This window comes from Streptomyces sp. DSM 42067 (assembly GCF_055792885.1).
Genome location: NZ_CM147706.1, coordinates 3,531,652 through 3,551,482, shown reverse-complemented (window position 1 = coordinate 3,551,482; position 19,831 = coordinate 3,531,652). Strand labels below are relative to the sequence as shown.

At 71.2% G+C, this 19,831-nt stretch carries 17 protein-coding genes; 7 read left to right on the top strand and 10 right to left on the bottom strand.

Annotation, left to right across the window (positions count from 1 at the left end; genetic code table 11):
- Positions 1-6: 6 nt before the first annotated feature.
- Positions 7-894, bottom strand: a complete 888-nt coding sequence (locus ACSMXV_RS16405) for a siderophore-interacting protein (protein WP_473178342.1) — start codon at positions 892-894, stop codon at positions 7-9.
- Positions 895-1,024: 130 nt separating this feature from the next.
- Positions 1,025-2,071 carry an ABC transporter substrate-binding protein gene (locus ACSMXV_RS16400; RefSeq protein WP_473178341.1) on the bottom strand — a complete coding sequence of 349 codons (1,047 nt, stop codon included), beginning with the start codon at positions 2,069-2,071 and terminating at the stop codon, positions 1,025-1,027.
- A 71-nt stretch (positions 2,072-2,142) separates the two neighbouring features.
- Between ACSMXV_RS16400 and ACSMXV_RS16395 the strand changes: the two genes are divergently transcribed.
- Positions 2,143-2,628 (top strand): hypothetical protein, encoded by a 486-nt coding sequence (locus tag ACSMXV_RS16395; RefSeq protein WP_473178340.1) that lies wholly within the window; start codon positions 2,143-2,145, stop codon positions 2,626-2,628.
- Between the two features lie 266 nt (positions 2,629-2,894).
- On the opposite strand, the gene ACSMXV_RS16390 is transcribed toward ACSMXV_RS16395, so the two are convergent.
- From ACSMXV_RS16390 to ACSMXV_RS16370, 5 genes are all read right to left on the bottom strand, one after another.
- Entirely contained in the window at positions 2,895-3,044 is a 150-nt protein-coding gene (locus ACSMXV_RS16390; RefSeq protein ID WP_473178339.1) for a hypothetical protein, read from the bottom strand.
- Between the two features lie 111 nt (positions 3,045-3,155).
- On the bottom strand, positions 3,156-4,316 hold the full coding sequence (locus tag ACSMXV_RS16385; protein ID WP_473178966.1) for an acyl-CoA dehydrogenase family protein: 1,161 nt from the start codon (positions 4,314-4,316) through the stop codon (positions 3,156-3,158).
- 28 nt (positions 4,317-4,344) lie between these two features.
- Complete coding sequence (locus tag ACSMXV_RS16380; RefSeq protein WP_473178338.1) at positions 4,345-5,289, bottom strand: hydroxymethylglutaryl-CoA lyase; 945 nt, start codon at positions 5,287-5,289, stop codon at positions 4,345-4,347.
- On the bottom strand, positions 5,286-7,427 hold the full coding sequence (locus ACSMXV_RS16375; protein WP_473178337.1) for an acetyl/propionyl/methylcrotonyl-CoA carboxylase subunit alpha: 2,142 nt from the start codon (positions 7,425-7,427) through the stop codon (positions 5,286-5,288). The genes ACSMXV_RS16380 and ACSMXV_RS16375 overlap by 4 nt, the downstream gene beginning before the upstream one ends.
- Before the next feature lie 8 nt (positions 7,428-7,435).
- The gene (locus ACSMXV_RS16370) at positions 7,436-9,067 is read right to left on the bottom strand and encodes a carboxyl transferase domain-containing protein (protein ID WP_473178336.1); all 1,632 of its coding nucleotides are present in this window, start codon (positions 9,065-9,067) and stop codon (positions 7,436-7,438) included.
- A 154-nt stretch (positions 9,068-9,221) separates the two neighbouring features.
- On the opposite strand from ACSMXV_RS16370, the gene ACSMXV_RS16365 reads away from it, so the two are divergent.
- The 3 genes from ACSMXV_RS16365 to tesB all read left to right on the top strand — a co-directional run bounded on the left by ACSMXV_RS16365 (position 9,222) and on the right by tesB (position 12,186).
- Positions 9,222-9,830 carry an SACE_7040 family transcriptional regulator gene (locus tag ACSMXV_RS16365; protein ID WP_473178335.1) on the top strand — a complete coding sequence of 203 codons (609 nt, stop codon included), beginning with the start codon at positions 9,222-9,224 and terminating at the stop codon, positions 9,828-9,830.
- A 134-nt stretch (positions 9,831-9,964) separates the two neighbouring features.
- Positions 9,965-11,122: an acyl-CoA dehydrogenase family protein gene (locus ACSMXV_RS16360; protein WP_181862615.1), complete on the top strand. Its 1,158-nt coding sequence runs from the start codon at positions 9,965-9,967 to the stop codon at positions 11,120-11,122.
- 191 nt (positions 11,123-11,313) lie between these two features.
- A complete protein-coding gene (tesB, locus tag ACSMXV_RS16355; protein WP_473178334.1) occupies positions 11,314-12,186 on the top strand; it encodes an acyl-CoA thioesterase II in 873 nt (290 codons plus the stop codon).
- Positions 12,187-12,226: 40 nt separating this feature from the next.
- Here the strand turns inward: tesB and ACSMXV_RS16350 are convergent, their stop codons facing one another.
- Positions 12,227-13,024, bottom strand: a complete 798-nt coding sequence (locus tag ACSMXV_RS16350) for a phosphatase (protein ID WP_473178333.1) — start codon at positions 13,022-13,024, stop codon at positions 12,227-12,229.
- 84 nt (positions 13,025-13,108) lie between these two features.
- Positions 13,109-14,887 carry a PucR family transcriptional regulator gene (locus tag ACSMXV_RS16345; RefSeq protein ID WP_473178332.1) on the bottom strand — a complete coding sequence of 593 codons (1,779 nt, stop codon included), beginning with the start codon at positions 14,885-14,887 and terminating at the stop codon, positions 13,109-13,111.
- A 200-nt stretch (positions 14,888-15,087) separates the two neighbouring features.
- Here ACSMXV_RS16345 and ACSMXV_RS16340 point away from each other — a divergent pair, with 200 nt between their 5' ends.
- The 3 genes from ACSMXV_RS16340 to ACSMXV_RS16330 all read left to right on the top strand — a co-directional run bounded on the left by ACSMXV_RS16340 (position 15,088) and on the right by ACSMXV_RS16330 (position 19,405).
- On the top strand, positions 15,088-16,563 hold the full coding sequence (locus ACSMXV_RS16340; protein WP_473178331.1) for a sodium:solute symporter family protein: 1,476 nt from the start codon (positions 15,088-15,090) through the stop codon (positions 16,561-16,563).
- A gap of 158 nt (positions 16,564-16,721) precedes the next feature.
- Complete coding sequence (gene speB, locus ACSMXV_RS16335; protein WP_473178330.1) at positions 16,722-17,726, top strand: agmatinase; 1,005 nt, start codon at positions 16,722-16,724, stop codon at positions 17,724-17,726.
- The gene (locus ACSMXV_RS16330) at positions 17,723-19,405 is read left to right on the top strand and encodes a thiamine pyrophosphate-binding protein (protein ID WP_473178329.1); all 1,683 of its coding nucleotides are present in this window, start codon (positions 17,723-17,725) and stop codon (positions 19,403-19,405) included. The genes speB and ACSMXV_RS16330 overlap by 4 nt, the downstream gene beginning before the upstream one ends.
- Positions 19,406-19,447: 42 nt before the next feature.
- Here ACSMXV_RS16330 and ACSMXV_RS16325 read toward each other — a convergent pair whose 3' ends face one another.
- Positions 19,448-19,813 carry a helix-turn-helix domain-containing protein gene (locus ACSMXV_RS16325; RefSeq protein ID WP_473178328.1) on the bottom strand — a complete coding sequence of 122 codons (366 nt, stop codon included), beginning with the start codon at positions 19,811-19,813 and terminating at the stop codon, positions 19,448-19,450.
- Positions 19,814-19,831 lie beyond the last annotated feature (18 nt).

The following is a 19,831-nucleotide window of genomic DNA, read 5'->3' as shown; positions in this document are numbered from 1 at the left end:
GCCTGATCACGCCTGCTCGCGCAGTTGCTCCTCGGTCAGACCGCGGCGCCAGTAGCCGACGAAGGTGACGCGCCTGCGGTCGATCTCCCGCTCGCGTACGAGATGGCGGCGCAGTTCCTTGACGCACCCGGACTCGCCCGCGATCCAGGCGTACGGGGCGGTGGCGTCGGGGAGTTGGGCGGCCCGGAGGGCGCCGAGGGCCATGGGGGACCCCTCGACGCCCTCGGAGCCGTCGTCCCCCTTGTCGCGCTCGTCGCGCACAAGCCAGGTGATGTCCGCGTCGGCCAGGGTGCTCAACTCCAGGCGCTCCGCGGCGTGCTGGACCTCCAGCCAGACGCGGGCCCGAGTGCCGGGCGGCAGCGACTCCAGGATGGCCGAGGCGGCGGGCAGGGCAGTTTCGTCCGCCCACATCACGACGAGGTCGGTGTCGGCGGGCGGGCGGAAACGTACCGCCGTGTTGTCGGCGATCGCCGGGCCGAGTACCAGGACGCGGTCACCGGGCCGGGCGCCGGCAGCCCAGCGCGAGGCAGGACCGGCCGGGGTGGCGGCCCCCGGCTCCACGCCGTGCAGCGCGAAGTCGATGTCGATCTCGTCGATGCCGTCCGGGGTGCGCCGCTGGGCGCGCACCGTGTACGACCGCATCACCGCCCGTACGTCGTCGGGGAGTTCACGCCAGGCGTGCCACCAGTTGTCGCCCGCCTCGAGCGGCACGACGGGCGCGTCCTGGCCCGGGTGCGGCAGGAAGAGCGAGAGGCTCTGGTCGCGGCCGCCCGAGGCGAAGGCGTGTGCCTCGGGCCCGGTGAACGTGACACGGACCATGGACGGGCCGAGCCGCCTCGTCCGTACGACGTGAAGTGCGAAGAAACGGAACGGGGCGGCCACGGCTGTCGTCATCTCGGGCTCCTGGAGCGTCGATGAGGGCTGTTGAGGTATGTCGGGCTGCTCGGGTCGAACGCGTCAGCCGACCCTTCGGGCGGGGCCGGCTGAACCTGTCGGGCAGATCAGCCGGCCTGTCGCGACGGGGTCAGCTGACCTTCTTCGCCGTCTCGATGGCCTCGGCGAGGTTCTCGAGGATCGGTGCGCACTTGTCGTAGGACAGGATCGGCTCGGGCGTGCGGGCGATGACCTGGCCGGCCTTGACGGCGGGCAGCTTCTTCCAGGTCGCCTCGGTGATGTCGGCCGGCTGGATGGCCGACGAGCGGTCGTCCATGATGATGATGTCGGCCTTGTACTTGTCGACGTTCTCCCAGCTCAGGTTCTCGAACCAGCCGCCGCTGGCCTTCAGGGCCTTCGCTGACGGCTCGACGATGTTCACGCCGAGGGCCTTGAAGTACTCCAGGTCGATGGAGAGGTTCGAACCGGAGACATAGAAGATGTCCTGGCTAGCGGAACCGGCCAGCACCTTGATGTCGGGGTGGGCCTTGGCGGCCTTGCGGAGCCGGGCGGCCGCCTCCTCGAAGCGCTTCTTCGCCGCGGTGACCTTGTCGGACTTCACGTCGGCGCCGAGCGACTCGGCCAGCTCGTACATGCGCTGCAGCGGCTTGTCCATCTGGCGGTCGAAGACGGAGATGCCGACGCTCGGGGCGAGCTTGAGGATCTTGGACGCGGACTCCTCGGGGACGTACCAGAGGGTGCCCGCGTCGTCGAACATCGTGGAGATCAGCACGTCGGGGGAGAGACCCGCGTACTTCTCGATGTTGAACTCGCCCCAGGTGTTGCCGAGAACCGTGACCTTGCTGATGTCCATGTCGCCGGCCTGGACATCGGCCTTGCCGTCCTGGGTCTTGGTCGGGCCGAAGACGCCCTTGACCTCGATGCCGTAGTCGAACAGGGCGGCGGCGACACCGGTGAAGGCGACGATGTTCGCCGGGGTCTTGTCCAGCTTCACGGTCTCGCCGCGGTCGTCCTTGAAGGTCCAGGGGCCGGACTTCGTGGCCTCCGCTGAAGCGTCCGAGCCGCCGCTCTTCGCATCGGTGTCGCCGCAGGCGGTCAGCAGGGCGCCGAGACCGAGAGCGCCGCCCGCGGCGAGGATGCCGCGGCGGGAGAGGTGGGAGGCACGGGCGTTGGGCATGGGTGGGCTGCTTTCGTGACGGGGGCGGTCGCCCGCCTGGACAAGTTCGTGGGTAGGTTAGCCTAACCTCAGTGAATGTCCAGGGGGTGGGGGGCCGTTCGGTCGGACCCGTCGAGGCGGGCGCTGCGGGAGCCGCCGTGTCGGTGAGCGCGGCGGTTGCCGCCAGCACCCTGGCGACCTGCCCGGTGATGCCGCCGCCCGAGGTCGCCCACCAGCCCGACGAGGAGGGGCACTACCGCAGTCGGTGGGCCTTCGCCGAGCCGGACACGCGTGACCTCTGCGGGCGGGAACTGGCCCGTGTCCTGAGGGAGGAGGCCGTTCCGCGGATGGTACGGCTTCTGGACCGCAGGGCGCTGCTGGACGAGACGCGCACCAACCCGAACGACGGGCTCGTACGGCTGGGGGACGCGCGCATGAGCGAGATCCTGCTGCGCATCGACGACGACCCGGTCGCGGAGGTCGCGGCCCTGATCGACAAGGCCGAGGCCGAAGACGACTGGCCGCCGTTGGTCACCTGGGCGCGCGAACGGCTCGCCCGGCGCGCGGCCGGGGCGTAGGCGAAGGAGGACTCATGGGGTTCTGGAGATCCTTCGTCGTGGCCCGCAGCGACACTCCGCTCGACAGCCTGCGCGCGATGACCGAACGCCACGACGGCATCGAGGAGCACTGGCACCGGGCGGACGGCTGGCAGGTCGGCCAGTACCCCGGCCCCGAGCTCGCCGACCACGGCCCGGCCCTGCTCACCGAACTGGCCGAGGAGACCGGGGCGCCGGCGCTGACCGGCTTCGTGCTGGACAGCGACACCGTCTTCGTCGAGGGCTTCTCAGCGCGGGCCGGCCACTGGCGGGCCTGTCTCGTGCGGGAGGCCGCCGAGGCCTACTGCGAGGACGACGACGAGGATCGACGCCGAGTTCCCGCGCCCGGAGGCGGCCGCGCGCGCTGCGGCCGCCTGGGCGAGGGACGCGGGCCTCACGCCCCACCCGCCCGGCCTCCTCGAGGTCTTCGCCGTGGAGGACGCCGACTTCGCGGAGGAGCTGTTCTTCCGGCTCCTGTACGAACTGGGGATCGGGCCGGAGGGCTGACCTCAGCCCGCCAGCCCCAGCTCCCGCGCGATCAGCATGCGCTGGACCTCGCTCGTCCCCTCGCCGATCTCCAGGATCTTGGAGTCGCGCCACATACGTGCCACCGGATACTCGTTCATGAAGCCGTAGCCACCATGGATCTGGGTCGCCTCGCGCGCGTTGTCCACGGCGATCGTCGACGAGTAGAGCTTGGCCAGCGCGGCCTCCTTCTTGAACGGTTCGCCGCTGATCAGGCGCGATGCCGCGTCCCGCCAGGCGAGCCGGGCCGTGTGCGCCTTCATCTCCATGTCGGCGATCTTGAACTGGATGGCCTGGTTGTCGCCGATCGGGCGGCCGAAGGCGTGGCGCTCCTTCGCGTACTTGATCGACTCGTCCACGCAGCCCTGCGCCAGGCCCGTCGCCAGTGCCGAGATGGCGATGCGGCCCTCGTCGAGGATCCGCAGGAACTGGGCGTACCCGCGGCCGAGTTCGCCCAGCAGATTCGCGGCAGGCACGCGTACGTCGTCGAACGCCAGCTCCCGGGTGTCCGATGCGTTCCAGCCGACCTTCGAGTACGGCGGCGCCACCGTGAAGCCCGGGGTGCCCGACGGCACGATGATCGACGAGATCAGCGGCTTGCCGTCGTCCGAGTGGCCGGTGACGGCCGTGACCGTGACCAGGCCGGTGATGTCCGTCCCCGAGTTGGTGATGAAGCACTTGGTGCCGTTGATCACCCATTCGTCCGTCGCCTTGTCCAGGCGGGCCGTCGTGCGGGTCGCTCCCGCGTCCGATCCCCCGTCCGGTTCCGTGAGGCCGAAGGCGCCCAGGACCTCGCCTGAGCAGAGGCGGGGGAGCCACTCCTGTTTCTGGGCCTCGGTGCCGTAGCGGTGGATGGGCATGGCGCCGAGCGAGACGCCCGCCTCCAGGGTGATGGCGATGGATGAATCGACGCGGGCGAGCTCCTCGAGCGCGATCCCGAGCGCCAGATAATCGCCGCCCATCCCGCCGTACTCCTCGGGGAACGGCAGACCGAAGAGCCCCATGCGGCCCATCTCCCGCACGATCTCGTACGGGAACTCATGCCGCTCGTAGAAGTCGCCGATCTTCGGAGCGACGACGTCGTGCGCGAACTCCTCGACGGTGCGGCGGAGTTCCTCGTGTTCCGGCGACAGCCGGTGGTCGATCGTCATGGCTGGGACTCCTTGAGCATGGCTAGGACTCCTTGTGGGAGAGGGCACGGACCGTGCGGGACGGGCTGGGCCGACTGAGGTGGGCGGCCATCCACACGCTGGTGGCGGTGAGACGGCCGAGGTCGACCCCGGTCTCGATGCCGAGGCCGTGAAGCATCCACACGAGGTCCTCGGTGGCGAGGTTCCCGGTGGCGCTCTTCGCGTACGGGCAGCCGCCGAGGCCGCCCGCGGAGGCGTCGACGGTGGTGACGCCGTGCTGCAGCGAGGCCAGCGTGTTGGCGAGCGCCTGGCCGTAGGTGTCGTGGAAGTGCACGCCGAGCGTGTCCGTGGGCACGCCGGCCTCGTTCAGTGCGGCGAGCAGCGCCTGTACATGTCCCGGGGTGGCCACGCCGATGGTGTCGCCGAGGCTCAGTTCGTCACAGCCCATGTCGAGCAGCGCGCGGCAGACCCGGACCACTTGGGCGATGGGCACCGGGCCCTCCCACGGGTCGCCGAAGCACATCGACAGGTAGCCCCGGACGTGGATCTTCTGCTCCTTCGCGCGGGCCACGACCGGCTCGAACATGGCGAGGGCCTCGTCCACCGTCCGGTTCAGATTGGCCTTGGCGAAGGACTCGGTGGCGCTGGCGAAGACGGCGATACGGCGGGCGCCGAGCGCGAGGGCCCGGTCGAGGCCGCGCTCGTTCGGTACGAGCACGGGCAGGGCGACGCCTTCCAGGTCCCGTACGAGCGGGAACAGCTGCTCGGCGTCCGCCAGTTGGGGCACCCATGTGGGGTGCACGAAGCTGGTCGCCTCGATGGTGGTGAGGCCGGAGTCCGCGAGGCGGCGGATGAAGTCCGCCTTGATCTCGGTGGGCACGGCGGACTTCTCGTTCTGCAGCCCGTCGCGCGCGCCGACCTCGTGGATCCGCACCCGCGCGGGCAGGTCCTGGGCCGGGACGGCCATGGGCAGTCCGGCTGCGGTCATGAGGCCACCTCCTCGGATGTCGATGACCGCCCGGGTGTCGATGACGCCTCGGGTGCCGACGGCTCGTTGGCTGTGGGCGGAATCGCGGGTGAGGACGACTCCTCGGCGGAGGGCCCGGCTGAGGACGACTCCCTGGCTGACGGGTCGGCTGAGGGCGCCCCCTCGGCCGACGGGCCGTGATCAGGCGGCTCGTGCGGGTCGACCACGGCCAGCACCTGGTCCATCGCGACGGTCGAGCCGGGCGCCACGTCCAGCTCCCTGACCGTTCCGGCGTGCGGGGCGGAGATGACGTGCTCCATCTTCATCGCCTCGACCACCAGCAGGCTCTGACCTGCGGTCACCTCGTCGCCCACGGCGACCTTCACCACGGTGACCGTCCCCGGCATGGGCGCAGTGAGCGAGTCGGCCCCCGAGAGGGCGGCGCCCGTCAGTGCGGCGGCCACCGGGTCGTGGTCGCGCACGTGCCAGGCGTCCCCGTCGCGGCCCAGCCAGTCGCCCGCCCGGTGGAAAGTGTGCCGGATGCCGTCGAGGGTGACCGTGACGCGGTCGGGCTCGACGGTGTGGGTGCCCCGGGCGACGTACTCGACGGGGTCCAGGCCCGGGATCTGCAACCAGTGCCTGACCGGGGCCGGTTCGCCCCCGAGCCGCCAGCCGTTCGGCACCGAGAACGGGTCGGTCCAGCCCTCGCCCTGCGGCTCCAGGGCAGCTTGGCGCCCGGCTGCCGCGGCCTCGTACACCTCGTCGGGCACCGCCTGGTCCACGAGCGCGTCCGTCTCGCGCTCCACCAGGCCGGTGTCCAGGTCGCCCGCGACGACGGCCGGATGGGCCAGCAGCCGGCGCAGGAACCCGGCGTTCGTCTGCACGCCCAGGGTGACCGTCCCGGCCAGGGCCGCCCGCAGTCTGCGCAGTGCCGTCGCCCGGTCGGGTCCGTGCGCGATGACCTTCGACAGCATCGGGTCGTACAGGCTGCCGACCTCCGCGCCCTCGCTGAGCCCGGAGTCGGTGCGCACCCCATCGCCCTGGGGCTCGTGCAGAGCGAGCACCGTGCCGCCGGAGGGCAGGAAACCGCGCGAAGGGTCCTCGGCGCAGATACGGGCCTCAACCGCGTGACCGTCGAGCCTGATGTCCTCCTGTGCGTACGGCAGATGCTCGCCGGCCGCGATCCGCAGCTGCCACTCGACCAGGTCCAGGCCGCCCCCGGCGTCAGCCGGACCAAGGGACACAGTCAGCTCCGTCACCGGGTGCTCGACCTGGAGGCGCGTGTTCATCTCCATGAAGAAGTACGACGACGGATCCCCGCCCGGGACGATGAACTCGACCGTCCCCGCGCCCCGGTAACCGCAGGAGCGGGCCGCCTGGACGGCCGCCTCGCCCATCGCCGCGCGGGTCTTCTCGTCCAGGAGGACGGAGGGCGCCTCCTCGATGATCTTCTGGTGGCGGCGCTGCAGGGAGCACTCGCGCTCGCCGAGGTGGATCACATGGCCGTGCCCGTCCGCCAGGACCTGGATCTCGATGTGCCGGGGCCGGTCGATCCAGCGCTCCACGAGCAGCGTGTCGTCACCGAAGGAGGCGCGGGCCTCGCGGCGGGCGGCCGCGATCTCGTCGAGCAGCGCGGATTCGACACGGGTGAGCCGCATGCCCTTGCCGCCGCCGCCCGCCGACGGCTTGAGCAGCACCGGCATGCCGATCTCGCGTGCGGCCTCGGCCAGCTGGGCGTCGGTGAGGCCGCTGCCGGACGAGCCCGGCACGACCGGCACCCCGGCGGCCCGCACGGTCTCCTTGGCGCGGATCTTGTCGCCCATCAGCTCGATCGCGGAGGCGGGCGGCCCGATGAAGACGAGACCCGCGTCCGCGCAGGCCCGCGCGAAGCCGGCGTTCTCGGCGAGGAACCCGTATCCCGGGTGCACCGCCTGGGCCCCCGTCCGGTGCGCCGCTTCCAGCAGCCGTTCGACCGACAGATAGCTCTCGGCCGACGGCGGCGGACCGATCCGTACCGCCGTGTCCGCCTCCCGTACATGCCGGGCGCCCGCGTCCGCGTCGCTGAAGACGGCCACCGAGCGCACCCCGAGGGCCCGGAGCGTGCGGATGACGCGGACGGCGATCTCGCCCCGGTTGGCCACAAGAACCGTGTCGAACATTCCCACCCTCACATCCGGAAGACGCCGAAGCCGGCGGCGGTCGAGTCCCTCTCGGGAAGCGGGGCGTTGGCGCAGGCGGTCAGGGCGAGCCCCAGCACCTGCCGGGTCTCCAGCGGGTCGATCACGCCGTCGTCCCACAGCCGCGCCGTCGCGTAGTAGGCATTCCCCTGCGACTCGTACTGCGCACGGATCGGGGCCTTGAAGGACTCCTCGTCCCCGGCCGGCCACTCCTCGCCGCGCGCCTCCAACTGGTCGCGCTTGACGGTCGCGAGCACGGAGGCCGCCTGCTCGCCGCCCATCACCGAGATCTTGGCGCCCGGCCACATCCACAGGAAGCGCGGTGAATACGCCCGCCCGCACATCGAGTAGTTGCCCGCGCCGTACGACCCGCCGATCACCACGGTCAGCTTCGGGACGCGCGTACAGGCCACGGCCGTGACCATCTTGGCGCCGTGCTTGGCGATGCCGCCCGCCTCGTAGTCCCGGCCGACCATGAAGCCCGAGATGTTCTGCAGGAAGACCAGCGGGATGCCGCGCTGGTCGCACAGCTCGATGAAGTGGGCGCCCTTCTGGGCGGACTCGGAGAACAGGATGCCGTTGTTGGCGACGATCCCGACCGGATGGCCGTGGATCCGCGCGAAGCCCGTCACCAGCGTCTGCCCGAACTCCGCCTTGAACTCGGCGAAGCGGGAGCCGTCGACCATGCGCGCGATGACCTCGCGCACTTCATAAGGAGTGCGGGAGTCCACCGGCACCGCCCCGTACAGCCCGGCCGGGTCCACCTTCGGCTCCACGGCGGACTCGACCGGCCAGGGGAGCTCCCCGCGCGCGGGGAGGGTCGAGACGATGGTCCGCACGATCCGCAGCGCGTGCGCGTCGTCCTCCGCCAGATGGTCCGTCACACCGGACACGCGCGAGTGGACCTCGCCGCCGCCCAGCTCCTCGGCGGTGACCACCTCGCCCGTCGCCGCCTTCACCAGCGGCGGGCCACCCAGGAAGATCGTGCCCTGGTTGCGGACGATCACGGCCTCGTCGCTCATCGCGGGTACGTACGCGCCGCCCGCGGTGCACGAACCGAGCACGGCCGCGACCTGCGGGATCCCGGCGCCCGACATCCGCGCCTGGTTGTAGAAGATCCGCCCGAAGTGCTCCCGGTCCGGGAAGACCTCGTCCTGCATGGGCAGGAAGGCGCCGCCCGAGTCGACCAGATAGACGCACGGAAGGCGGTTCTCCAGCGCCACCTCCTGGGCGCGCAGGTGCTTCTTCACCGTCATCGGGTAGTACGTGCCGCCCTTGACCGTTGCGTCATTGGCGACGATCACGCACTCGCGGCCCGAGACCCTGCCGATCCCCGCGATGACGCCTGCCGCGGGGGCGTCCCCGCCGTACATCCCGTACGCCGCGAGCGGCGCCAGCTCCAGGAACGGCGAACCCGGGTCGAGGAGCGTGTCCACGCGGTCGCGCGGCAGCAGCTTGCCGCGCTGCACATGGCGGGCGCGGGCCCGCTCGCCCCCGCCGAGCCGCGCCTCTGCCAGCCGCGCGCGCAGCTCCTCGCCGAGGGCGCGGTGCGCCGCCTCGTTGACCCGCCAGGCCTCCGACGCGGGATCTGCCGCGCTCGTCAGCTCCGGTGCCTCGTACATCGCGTCGAGCCCCCTTGCCCGTACCGATGAAGCCCCTCAGCCGTAGCGGCAGCCCAGCCTGTGAAGCTGCTGGGGCCGCATGGCCGAAGTTAATGACCGTTAACCCACTTCCCTCAGGTTAACGAGCGCTAACCTCCCTGTCTAGAATTAATGCATGGTCGCCAGAACAGACGCCCCCACCCGGCGTGAGCAGATCCTCAAGGAAGCCGCCCGGCTCTTCGCCGAGCGCGGCTTCCACGGTGTCGGCGTCGACGAGATAGGGGCCGCCGTCGGCATCAGCGGCCCCGGCCTCTACCGCCACTTCGCCGGCAAGGACGCGATGCTCGCCGAGCTGCTCGTGGGCATCAGCGGGCAACTGCTGACGGGCGGCAAGCGGCGGGTCGCCGAGACCGACGGGGATCCCGAGGCGCTGCTCGACTCCCTCATCGAGGGGCACATCGACTTCGCGCTCGACGACCGCCCTCTGATCACCCTGCACGACCGTGAGCTGGACCGCCTCCGGGAGAGCGACCGCAAGCTGGTGCGGCAGCTGCAGCGGCAGTACGTCGAGCTGTGGGTGGAGGTCGTCCGCAAGGTCTATCCGGGCCTGGCCGAGCCGGCGGCGCGGGCCTCCGTGCACGCGGTGTTCGGGCTGCTGAACTCGACTCCGCATCTGAGCCGTCCGGGTGCGCTGCCCGGGCGCGCGGCCACGGCGGATCTGCTGCACCGGCTCGCGCGGGGGGCGTTCGCGGCGGCCAGGGAAGGGGCGGAGGGCCTGTCCTGACGTGACGTGGGTCTCTGGACGGCTGCGGTGACTGGCCGGTAACCTTTGTCTGAGCAAGCGCTTAGTCCGTTGTGGTGTCCGCTTGCCAGTCCACTGGTACCGATGGTCGCGAGCCGTAACGAAGGAGCATGTCCGTGCGCCGTACCGTTTTCAATGAGGACCACGAGGCGTTCCGGGAGACCCTGCGTGCCTTCATCGAGGCCGAGGTCGTGCCGGTCCACGACGAGTGGTTCGCCGCCGGCCAGGCGCCGCGCGAGTTCTACTACAAGCTCGGCGAGCTGGGCCTCTTCGGCATCAACGTTCCGGAGGAGTTCGGCGGCGCCGGCATGGAGTCGCACAAGTTCGAGGCCATCCAGTACGAGGAGACCGCGCGCGCGGGCGTCTCCTTCGGTGGCTCCGGCGTGCACGTGCTGCTCGCCCTGCCGTACATCAAGATGCTCGCCACCGACGAGCAGAAGAAGCGCTTCCTGCCGAAGTTCGTCTCCGGCGAGGAGATGTGGGCCATCGCGATGACCGAGCCGGGCACCGGCTCCGACCTTGCGGGCATGAAGACCACCGCCAAGCTCTCCGAGGACGGCACGCACTACGTCCTCAACGGCGCCAAGACCTTCATCACCGGCGGTGTCCACGCCGACAAGGTCATCGTCTGCGCCCGCACCGCCGCCCCGACCGCCGAGGACCGCCGCCACGGCATATCCCTGTTCGCCGTGGACACCAAGTCCGAGGGCTACTCCGTCGGCCGCAAGCTCGACAAGCTCGGCCTGAAGACCTCCGACACCGCCGAGCTGGCGTTCGTCGATGTGAAGGTGCCGGTCGAGGACCTGCTCGGCGAGGAGAACAAGGGCTTCTACTACCTCGGCGCCAACCTGCCCTCCGAGCGCTGGGGCATCGCCTTCGGTGCGTACGCGCAGGCCAAGGCCGCCGTCCGGTTCGCGAAGCAGTACGTGCAGGAGCGCACCGTCTTCGGCAAGCCGGTCGCCCACTTCCAGAACACCAAGTTCGAGCTGGCCGCCTGCCAGGCCGAGGTGGACGCCGCCGAGGCCGTCGCCGACCGCGCCCTGGAGGCTCTCGACGCGGGCGAGCTGACCGCAGCCGAGGCCGCCAGCGCCAAGCTGTTCTGCACCGAGGTCGCGCACCGCGTCATCGACAAGTGCCTTCAGCTGCACGGTGGCTACGGCTACATGAACGAGTACCCGATCGCCCGCCTGTACGCGGACAACCGCGTCAACCGCATCTACGGCGGCACCAGCGAGATCATGAAGACGATCATCGCGAAGGACATGGGTCTGTAACGACCGCGGGGACGGGCGCCCATGCATGAAGGCATGCATGGGCGCCCGTAGCTGTCTCTCACGGCGGTAGAAGGGCCAGGTCACCGCCGCGTGACGGATGACACGCGATCGTCGGGTGATCTTCACCCCAATATCTACTCGCGAGTAACATTCGGCGGCCCGGCGTAACAAGAGGCTGGGAGACTCACAGCATGAGTCAGGCACTTCAGTCTCTCCTCGATCTGCTCGACCTCGAGCGGATCGAAGAGAACATCTTCCGCGGCCAGTCCCGGTCCGCCGTCGTCCCACGTGTCTTCGGCGGACAGGTCGCGGCACAGGCGCTCGTCGCCGCAGGGCGGACGGTCCCCGAGGACCGGCTCCCCCATTCCCTCCACGCGTACTTCCTGCGCATCGGCGACCCCGGCGCGCCCATCGTCTACACCGTCGACCGCCTCCGCGACGGCCGCTCCTTCACCACCCGACGGGTCGTAGCGGTCCAGCACGGGCAGCCGATCTTCGGCCTGTCCGCGTCCTTCCAGACGTACGAGGACGGCCTCGACCACCAGGAGCCGATGCCGCCCGCGCCCGACCCGGCCACGCTGCCCACGGCCGAGGAGCGGCTGCCCGTGTACGGGAACCTCGACCCCAAGGTCGTGGAGAGGCTCCTGGAAGCCCGGGCCGCGGTCGATCTGCGCTACGTCGACGATCCGCCGTACGGCAGGTACGGCGAGCCGCGTGCACCGCGCTCCCAGGTCTGGTTCCGCACCAACGGCAAGCTCGACGACGATCCCCTGTTGCACATCTGCCTCGCCACGTATGTCTCCGACATGACGCTGCTCGACTCCGTGCTGCTGGCGCACGGGCGTGGCGGGTGGGCCGTCGGCGACGTGGTGGGAGCATCGCTCGACCACGCGATGTGGTTCCACCGGCCGTTCCGGGCCGACGAATGGCTCCTGTACGACCAGGAATCGCCGTCGTCGTCCGGCGGGCGGGGGCTCGGGCAGGCCCGGATCTACACGCAGGAGGGGCGGCTGGCCATCTCGGTGATTCAGGAAGGGGTCATGCGGGTGCCGAGGCCGAGCTGACCCGGCGGGGGCGGGGCTGTGCCCCGCTCCGCGGCGTCGCTCACGTCGTCTCGGTCAGGCCCGCCTGTGCCAGCAGGTACGCCGTCATCGGGTCGTAGTGGCGGGGGCTCGTGACATGGTCGTCCAAGGGGACCGTGACCTGGACGGTGCCCTCGGCCTCGCCGATGAACAGGGCCGGGTCGTTGCAGTCCGCGTAGCCGACGGAGTCGAGGCCGCGCTGGCCCGCGCAGCCCGCCCAGCCGTGGTCGGCGACCACCAGGTCGGGCAGCGGGCGGCCCTCCTGCTCCAGGCCGTCGAGGATCGCCGCCATCGGTTCGGGGGAGTGCGTGTGCCAGAGGGTCGCACCCCGCTCCAGCACCGCGACGTCCGCGAACTGCCAGACATAGCCCCCGTCCGCCTGCAGCCCCTCCGGGATCACCACGATCTCGCACCCGGCGGCGCGCAGGGCGTCGGCCGTCGCGCGGTGCACGTCGAGCAGGCCGCCAGGGTGACCGGTCGCGAACAGTACGCGCTGCTTGCCCACGGCGGCCTTGCGCAGCCGCGCCGCCATGCGCTCCAGGGCGTCGACCGTGAGCTCCGGGTCGATGGTGTCCTGCCCGTGCCGGTGATGCGGGTCGTCGATGACGCCGCACCGCTCGGCCATCACCGCGAGCACGTCCTGCTCGTCGGTCCAGCGGTCGCCGAGCTCCAGGCCGAGCCAGTAGTGGCGGTCGCCGTTCGCGAGCTTGCGGTAGTGGGAGAGGTTGTTCTCGCGGGGAGTGGCGACGTCGCCCGCTATACGGGTGCGGACGAGGTGGCCGACGAGGTCGGCGCGGCTGGGTGTCCCGGGTATCGGCATGGGGCCCATTGTGCCGTCGAGGGGCCGGATCGGCGGCGATGTCCCGAGCGCTGGGACGCGCCTCACGTCCGGGCCGCGCCCAGCTCAGCTCTGGCCCGTCTGCCGCAGCGCGAACCACAGCTCCATGCGTACGTCCGGGTCGTCCAGGTCCCTGTCCAGCAGTGCCGCGCAGCGGGCGATGCGCTGGCGGACCGTGTTGCGGTGGACCGAGAGGGCGACCGCTGTGCGGTCCCAGCTTCCGTGCAGGGAGAGCCAGGTGCGCAGCGTCTCGGTCAGTGCGGGGCCCTGGGGGGTGCCGGTGAGCGGGGCGAGCAGCACGCGCGCGTGGGCGTCGGCTTCGTCCTGAGGGACGAGCGCGGCGAGCCCTGAGCGGTCGCTGTGCGGCACGAGCGCGGTACGGGTGGCCAGGGCACGGATCAGCGCCCTGGCTGCCTGCGCGTCGGCGACGGCGAGTTCGTGTGCGCCGGACGGCGCGCTCACCCCGAGCGTCCAGCCGGGTTGCGCGGTGACCTGGTGGTCGGCGGGGACGAGGAGCCGTACGACGTCGTCGTGGGCGTCCACGAGTGCGGTGCCGAGCGCGGCACCCAGCGCTGCGGTGCTGACGGGGTCGGTGGCTGCGCGGTCGGTGGCTGTGCCCGCTGTGGCTGTGCCCGTTGTGGCTGTGCCGATCGCGCCCGGTGCGGCCATCGCGCCCGCTGCGCCGATCGTGCTGATCGCGGCTGCCGTGTCTGCTGCGCGGCCGCCGGGTTCGCATTCGGTAGCGCCGCACGGGACTTCCGTACCGCCGCGTCGGCCGCTCGTACCGCCGCCTTGGCCGTTCGTACTGCTGCCGCTGTCCGGTCGTGCGTGCACCACCACCCACCGTTCGCCACCGAGCAGCGGCGCCACTTCCTCCGCTGCGGCGCCCAGCAGCAGTCGGACCAGCGCCGTCGAGCGGGCGGCCCCCGTGGTGCTCTCGTGTTCCCCGGTGAGCAGGGAGAGCAGGACCACGGCGACGCCCGCGATCGTGTGGTCGCCGGGTTCGCGGCGGTCCGTGGCGATGCCGAGCGTGAAGCCCTGGCCGCCGCCGAGCGCGTACGCGGTGAGGTGCGTGCCGGACGCGGTGTCGGCGGCCGAGGACGGGCGCGCACCGGGGCTTCGTCTCCCGGGAGACTCCCCGGGACCCGACGCCTCCTTGCCGGTGCCGGTATCGACTGCCGGCCGTACCACTCCAGCCAGCTTGGACAGGGCGTGCAGCGCCTCACCGGCGGGCGGGCGTCCCGCCGTCGCCGCCTCCGTGCCGTCCGGGGCGAACAGCACGGCCCAGCCTCCGAGGCGCTGCGCCAACTGGCGCAGAACCGCCGGTACCGGGTCGGGTCGGGCCGCCGCGACCGCGAGGCCCTGCTGGGCCTCGGTCACCCGGCGCAGTTCCGCGTGCCGCACCTGGGCCATCAGGCCCCACACGGCGCGGGCGACCGCACTGAACGTCGTCCGCGGAGGCACCTCGATCAGCGGCAGCCCGTACCGGTCGCAGGCCGCGATCAGGGCGCGCGGCACGGTGTCGTGCACCGGCGCCACACCGAAGCCGAGCGCCGCGCCGCCCGCCTCGACGATCCGCGACACGTAGTCGTCGAAGTACGACCCCGTGCCCGCGGCCTCCGTGGCGTGCACGCCCGCCGTGAGCAGCAGCTCGCCGCCGAGCAGATACGGATAGGGGTCGGCCATCTCGGAGGTGTGGGCCCAGAGGATCATCGTCGGCTCGTCAGCGGGCGCGGGACCGGCGATCTGGCGCAGCCCGAGGTCCTCGCGGGCCAGCAGGGCGGCGAGCGGGACGGGCGGGGTCGGTGGGGCGGCGGGGTCCGGCACGATGGACGTTCCCTCCATTTCGTTCCGGAGGAATGGATGAAACGTACACTTCAGCGTCGCATTCCGGCCACCTAGTGTCGTGCCGTCGGCGTCCGCGGGTACGGGCGGATGTCCCCGCGACCAGTCGCCGGCCACAGGGTTCGCGAGCCGAGTGCGCTCGCCGCCCACCACATCCCCATCTGCACGACACGCCACCGAGGTGCGCGAAGGAGGGCCGCATGGCCGTCGACTACACAGTGATCGTGGTCTATCTGGCCGGGATGCTGGCCATGGGCTGGTGGGGCATGCGCCGCGCCAAGTCCAAGAGCGAGTTCCTGGTGGCGGGCCGCCGGCTCGGCCCGACCATGTACTCCGGCACCATGGCCGCGATCGTTCTCGGCGGCGCGTCCACCATCGGCGGCGTCGGTCTCGGCTACCAGTACGGTCTTTCCGGCGCCTGGATGGTGTTCACCATCGGGCTCGGCCTGCTCGCCCTCTCGATCTTCTTCTCCGCCCGTATCGCGCGGCTGAAGGTCTACACCGTCTCCGAGATGCTCGACCTGCGCTACGGCGGCCGGGCCGGTGTCATCTCCGGCGTCGTCATGTGGGCGTACACGCTCATGCTCGCGGTGACGTCCACGATCGCCTACGCGACGATCTTCGATGTCCTCTTCGACATGAACCGGACGCTTGCGATCATCCTCGGCGGCTCGATCGTCGTCGCGTACTCGACGCTCGGCGGCATGTGGTCCATCACGCTCACGGACATGGTCCAGTTCGTCGTGAAGACCATCGGCGTGCTGCTTCTGCTGCTGCCCATCGCGGTCGTCAAGGCCGGTGGCTTCAGCGAGATGAAGGCCCAGCTGCCCACCGAGTACTTCGACCCGCTGGGCATCGGCGGCGAGACGATCTTCACGTATGTCCTGATCTACACCTTCGGCATGCTGATCGGGCAGGACATCTGGCAGCGCGTGTTCACCGCGCGCAGCGACAAGACCGCCAAGTGGGGCGGCACGGTCGCGGGCACGTACTGCCTCGCGTACGCGCTCGCCGGTGCCGTCATCGGTACGGCGGCCAAGGTGCTCTACCCCAAGCTGGAGAGCGCGGACGACGCCTTCGCGACCATCGTCAAGGACGAGCTGCCCATGGGTGTGCGCGGCCTTGTGCTGGCCGCCGCCCTCGCCGCCGTGATGTCCACGTCCTCCGGTGCGCTGATCGCCTGTGCGACCGTGGCCAACAACGACATCTGGTCGCGGCTGCGGGGCGCGGTGTCCCGTAAGGGCGAGGAGCACGACGAGGTGAAGGGCAACCGCGTCTTCATCCTGATCATGGGTGTCGCCGTGGTCTGCATCGCGATCGCCCTCAACGACGTCGTCGAGGCGCTCACCGTCGCGTACAACCTGCTCGTCGGCGGGCTGCTCGTGCCGATCCTCGGCGGGCTGCTGTGGCGGCGCGGCACGGTGCAGGGCGCGCTCGCGGCCGTCGTGGTCGGCGGCCTCGCGGTGATCGGGCTGATGTGGGGGTACGGCATCCTCGCCAACGAGCCCGTGTACTACGGCCTGCTGTCCTCGCTCGCCGCGTACGTCGTGGTGTCCCTGGCCACGAAGCCGACGGACGCGGCGGTCCTTGCGCACTGGCGCGAGCGGCTGGCGGGGCGGGGCGGCGAGGCGTCGGAGGCGGCCGAGGCGGCCGCGCCGAGCGCCGCGGCAGCCTGACCAGTACATCCCCTCACCAGGACTGTCCGTTGGGACTGTCCCCGTGACCGGGACTGTCAGTGGGCCGCGCAACACTTGACCAAGCAGATCCGTAAACCCGGATCCGCACGACCTGGATCCGTACCCCTGGGTCCGTACCACTTGGAGGAGTTCGACCGATGAACAGCACCGACTACCCGGTAATCGGCGGCGACGGCCAGCCCCGCGGCCCCGTCGACTCCTCCCGTGTGCCGCGGTACGCCGGGCCCGCGACCTTCGCGCGGCTGCCGCGCATCGACCAGGTCGAGGCCGCCGATGTGGCCGTCGTGGGCGTGCCGTTCGACACGGGTGTCTCCTACCGGCCGGGCGCCCGCTTCGGCGGCAACGCGATCCGGGAGGCCTCGCGCCTGCTGAGGCCGTACAACCCGGCGCAGGACGCGTCGCCCTTCGCGCTCGCGCAGGTCGCCGACGCCGGTGACATCGCGGCCAACCCCTTCAACATCAACGAGGCCGTGGAGACGATCGAGGCCGCGGCCGACGAGATCCTCGGCACCGGGGCGCGGATGATGACGCTCGGCGGCGACCACACCATCGCGCTGCCGCTGCTGCGCTCGGTCGCGAAGAAGCACGGCCCGGTGGCGCTGCTGCACTTCGACGCCCACCTCGACACGTGGGACACGTACTTCGGCGCGGAGTACACGCACGGCACGCCGTTCCGCCGGGCCGTGGAGGAGGGCATCCTCGACACCTCCGCGCTCTCGCACGTGGGCACGCGCGGTCCGCTGTACGGCAAGCAGGACCTGACCGACGACGAGAAGATGGGCTTCGGCATCGTCACGTCCGCCGACATCTACCGGCGCGGCGCGGACGAGGTCGCCGACCAGCTGCGCCAGCGCATAGGCGACCGCCCGCTCTACATCTCCATCGACATCGACTGCCTCGACCCGGCGCACGCCCCCGGCACCGGCACCCCCGAGGCCGGCGGCATGACCTCGCGCGAGCTGCTGGAGATCCTGCGGGGGCTGGCCTCCTGCAACCTGGTCTCGGCGGACGTCGTGGAGGTCGCCCCCGCCTACGACCACGCCGAGATCACCGCCGTCGCCGCGTCGCACACCGCGTACGAGCTGACGACGATCATGTCCCGGCAGATCGCGGAGGCCCGCCAGGAGGGTGGGGCCAAGTGACCCACGACCACGACCTGGAGCTGCGGCCCACGGCCGCCCAGACCGAGGCCGCGCTCAACCCTCCGGCGGGCCGCAACGGCGGTGACCTCGTCATCGAGACCCTGCAGGGCCTCGGCGCCACCACCGTCTTCGGGCTGCCCGGCCAGCACGCGCTGGGCATGTTCGACGCGCTGCGCCGCTCCGCCCTGAAGTACGTGGGGCTGCGCGTCGAGAACAACGCGGGCTTCGCCGCCGACGCGTACGGCCGGATCACGGGCGAGGCGGCGCCGCTGCTGCTGTCGACGGGTCCGGGCGCGCTGACGTCCCTGGCCGCGCTCCAGGAGGCGGCTTCGGCGAGCGCCCCCGTGCTGGCGATCAGCAGCCAGATCCCGGTCGCCGGGCTCGGCGGCGGCCGCCACGGCTATCTGCACGAGCTGCCCGACCAGCAGGCGTCGTTCCGCGGGATCGTGAAGTCGGTGCACACGGTGCGTACGCAGTCCCAGATCCCCTCGGCGATCGCCGAGGCCTGGGAGTCCGCGCTGACCGCCCCGCACGGGCCCGTCTGGGTGGAGATCCCGCAGGACGTGCTGCTCGCCGAGACGGCTCTGCCCGTCGTCACGGCGGTCGACGCGACGCCGCACGACCTGGTGCCGCGTCCCGAGCTGACCGCGGTGGCGGCCGACCTGCTGTCGAGCGCCGAGCGTCCCGTGATCATCGCGGGCGGCGGTGTCGTACGGGCCGACGCGTCCGGGAAGCTGCGCGCCCTCGCGGAGAAGATCCAGGCCCCGGTGGTGACGACCTTCGGCGGCAAGGGCGCCTTCCCCTGGGAACACCCGCTCTCGCTCCAGTCCTGGCTGGAGGACCGGCACACGACCGACATCCTGGAGGACGCTGACGTCCTGCTGGTGGTGGGCTCGGGCCTGGGTGAACTCTCCTCGAACTACCACACGTTCAAGCCCCGCGGCCGCGTCATCCAGATTGAGGCCGACCTCGGCAAGCTCGAGTCCAACCACCCGGCCCTTGGCATCCACGCCGACGCGCGACTGGCGCTGTCGGCACTCCTCGAGACGGTGGAGGAGCGCCACGACCCGTCCGCGCCGGAGCGCGTGGCCACAGTGCTGGCGAAGGTCCGGGACCGGATCGCGTCCCAGGACCTCACCCTGGAGCAGCAGACGCTCGCCGCGGTGCGCGCCGCCCTGCCCGATGGGGCGCCCTCCTTCTGGGACATGACGATCCTGTCGTACTGGGCCTGGTCCGCGTTCGACGCCCGCCGGCCGAACACCATGCACTCGGCGCAGGGCGCGGGCGGCCTGGGCTACGCCTTCCCGGCGGCGCTCGGAGCCGCGGTGGCCGACCCCATGCGCCCGGTCTTGGCAGTCTCGGGCGACGGCGGCGCGCTGTACTCCATCGCCGAACTGGCCACGGCCAGGCAGTACGACCTGAACGTCACGTGGCTGATCATCGACGACGGCGGCTACGGCATCCTGCGCGAGTACATGACGGACGCCTTCGGCGAGGCCACGGGGACCGAACTGACGCGCCCGGACTACGCGGCCCTGGCGGAGTCGTTCGGCGTCCCGGGCATACGCACGACACCGGCCACTCTCGCGGACGACTTGGCGAAGGCCTTGTCGACCCCCGGCCCTTCGGTGGTGGTGCTCCCGGCGCTCCTGAGGATGTTCGCGCCGACGCATCTGTGACGAGGCCGGGACGGTCCCCCGGGGCGGACTGCGCCCCGAGGGTCACGCAGCGGAGTGTGCTTTGAACTCGACGACGGAGGTCTCCCCGTCGAGTTCAAGGCAGAGCGCCGCATCCAGCGCCCTGGCGAGCCGGGCCAGCAGCGGCAGCGTCGGCACGGTCCCGCCCAGCTCCAGCTTGGAGACCTGCGGCTGGGTCATACCGGCGCGCCGCGCGAGCTCGGTCTGGGAGATCCCGAGCGCGGTGCGGCGGTCGTAGACGGCTTGGCCGAGGTCGAACGCGAGCCGGATCTCCTCGCGCATGCGCTCGGTCTCGGGGCTCTCGGCGATGCCTTGGGCGATCTTCTTGTCCCTGCTGAGCTTCCACTGGAAGTCATCTGATCCGGTGAAAGCGCGTACCAAGGGCGACATCAGAAACACTGGGGACGG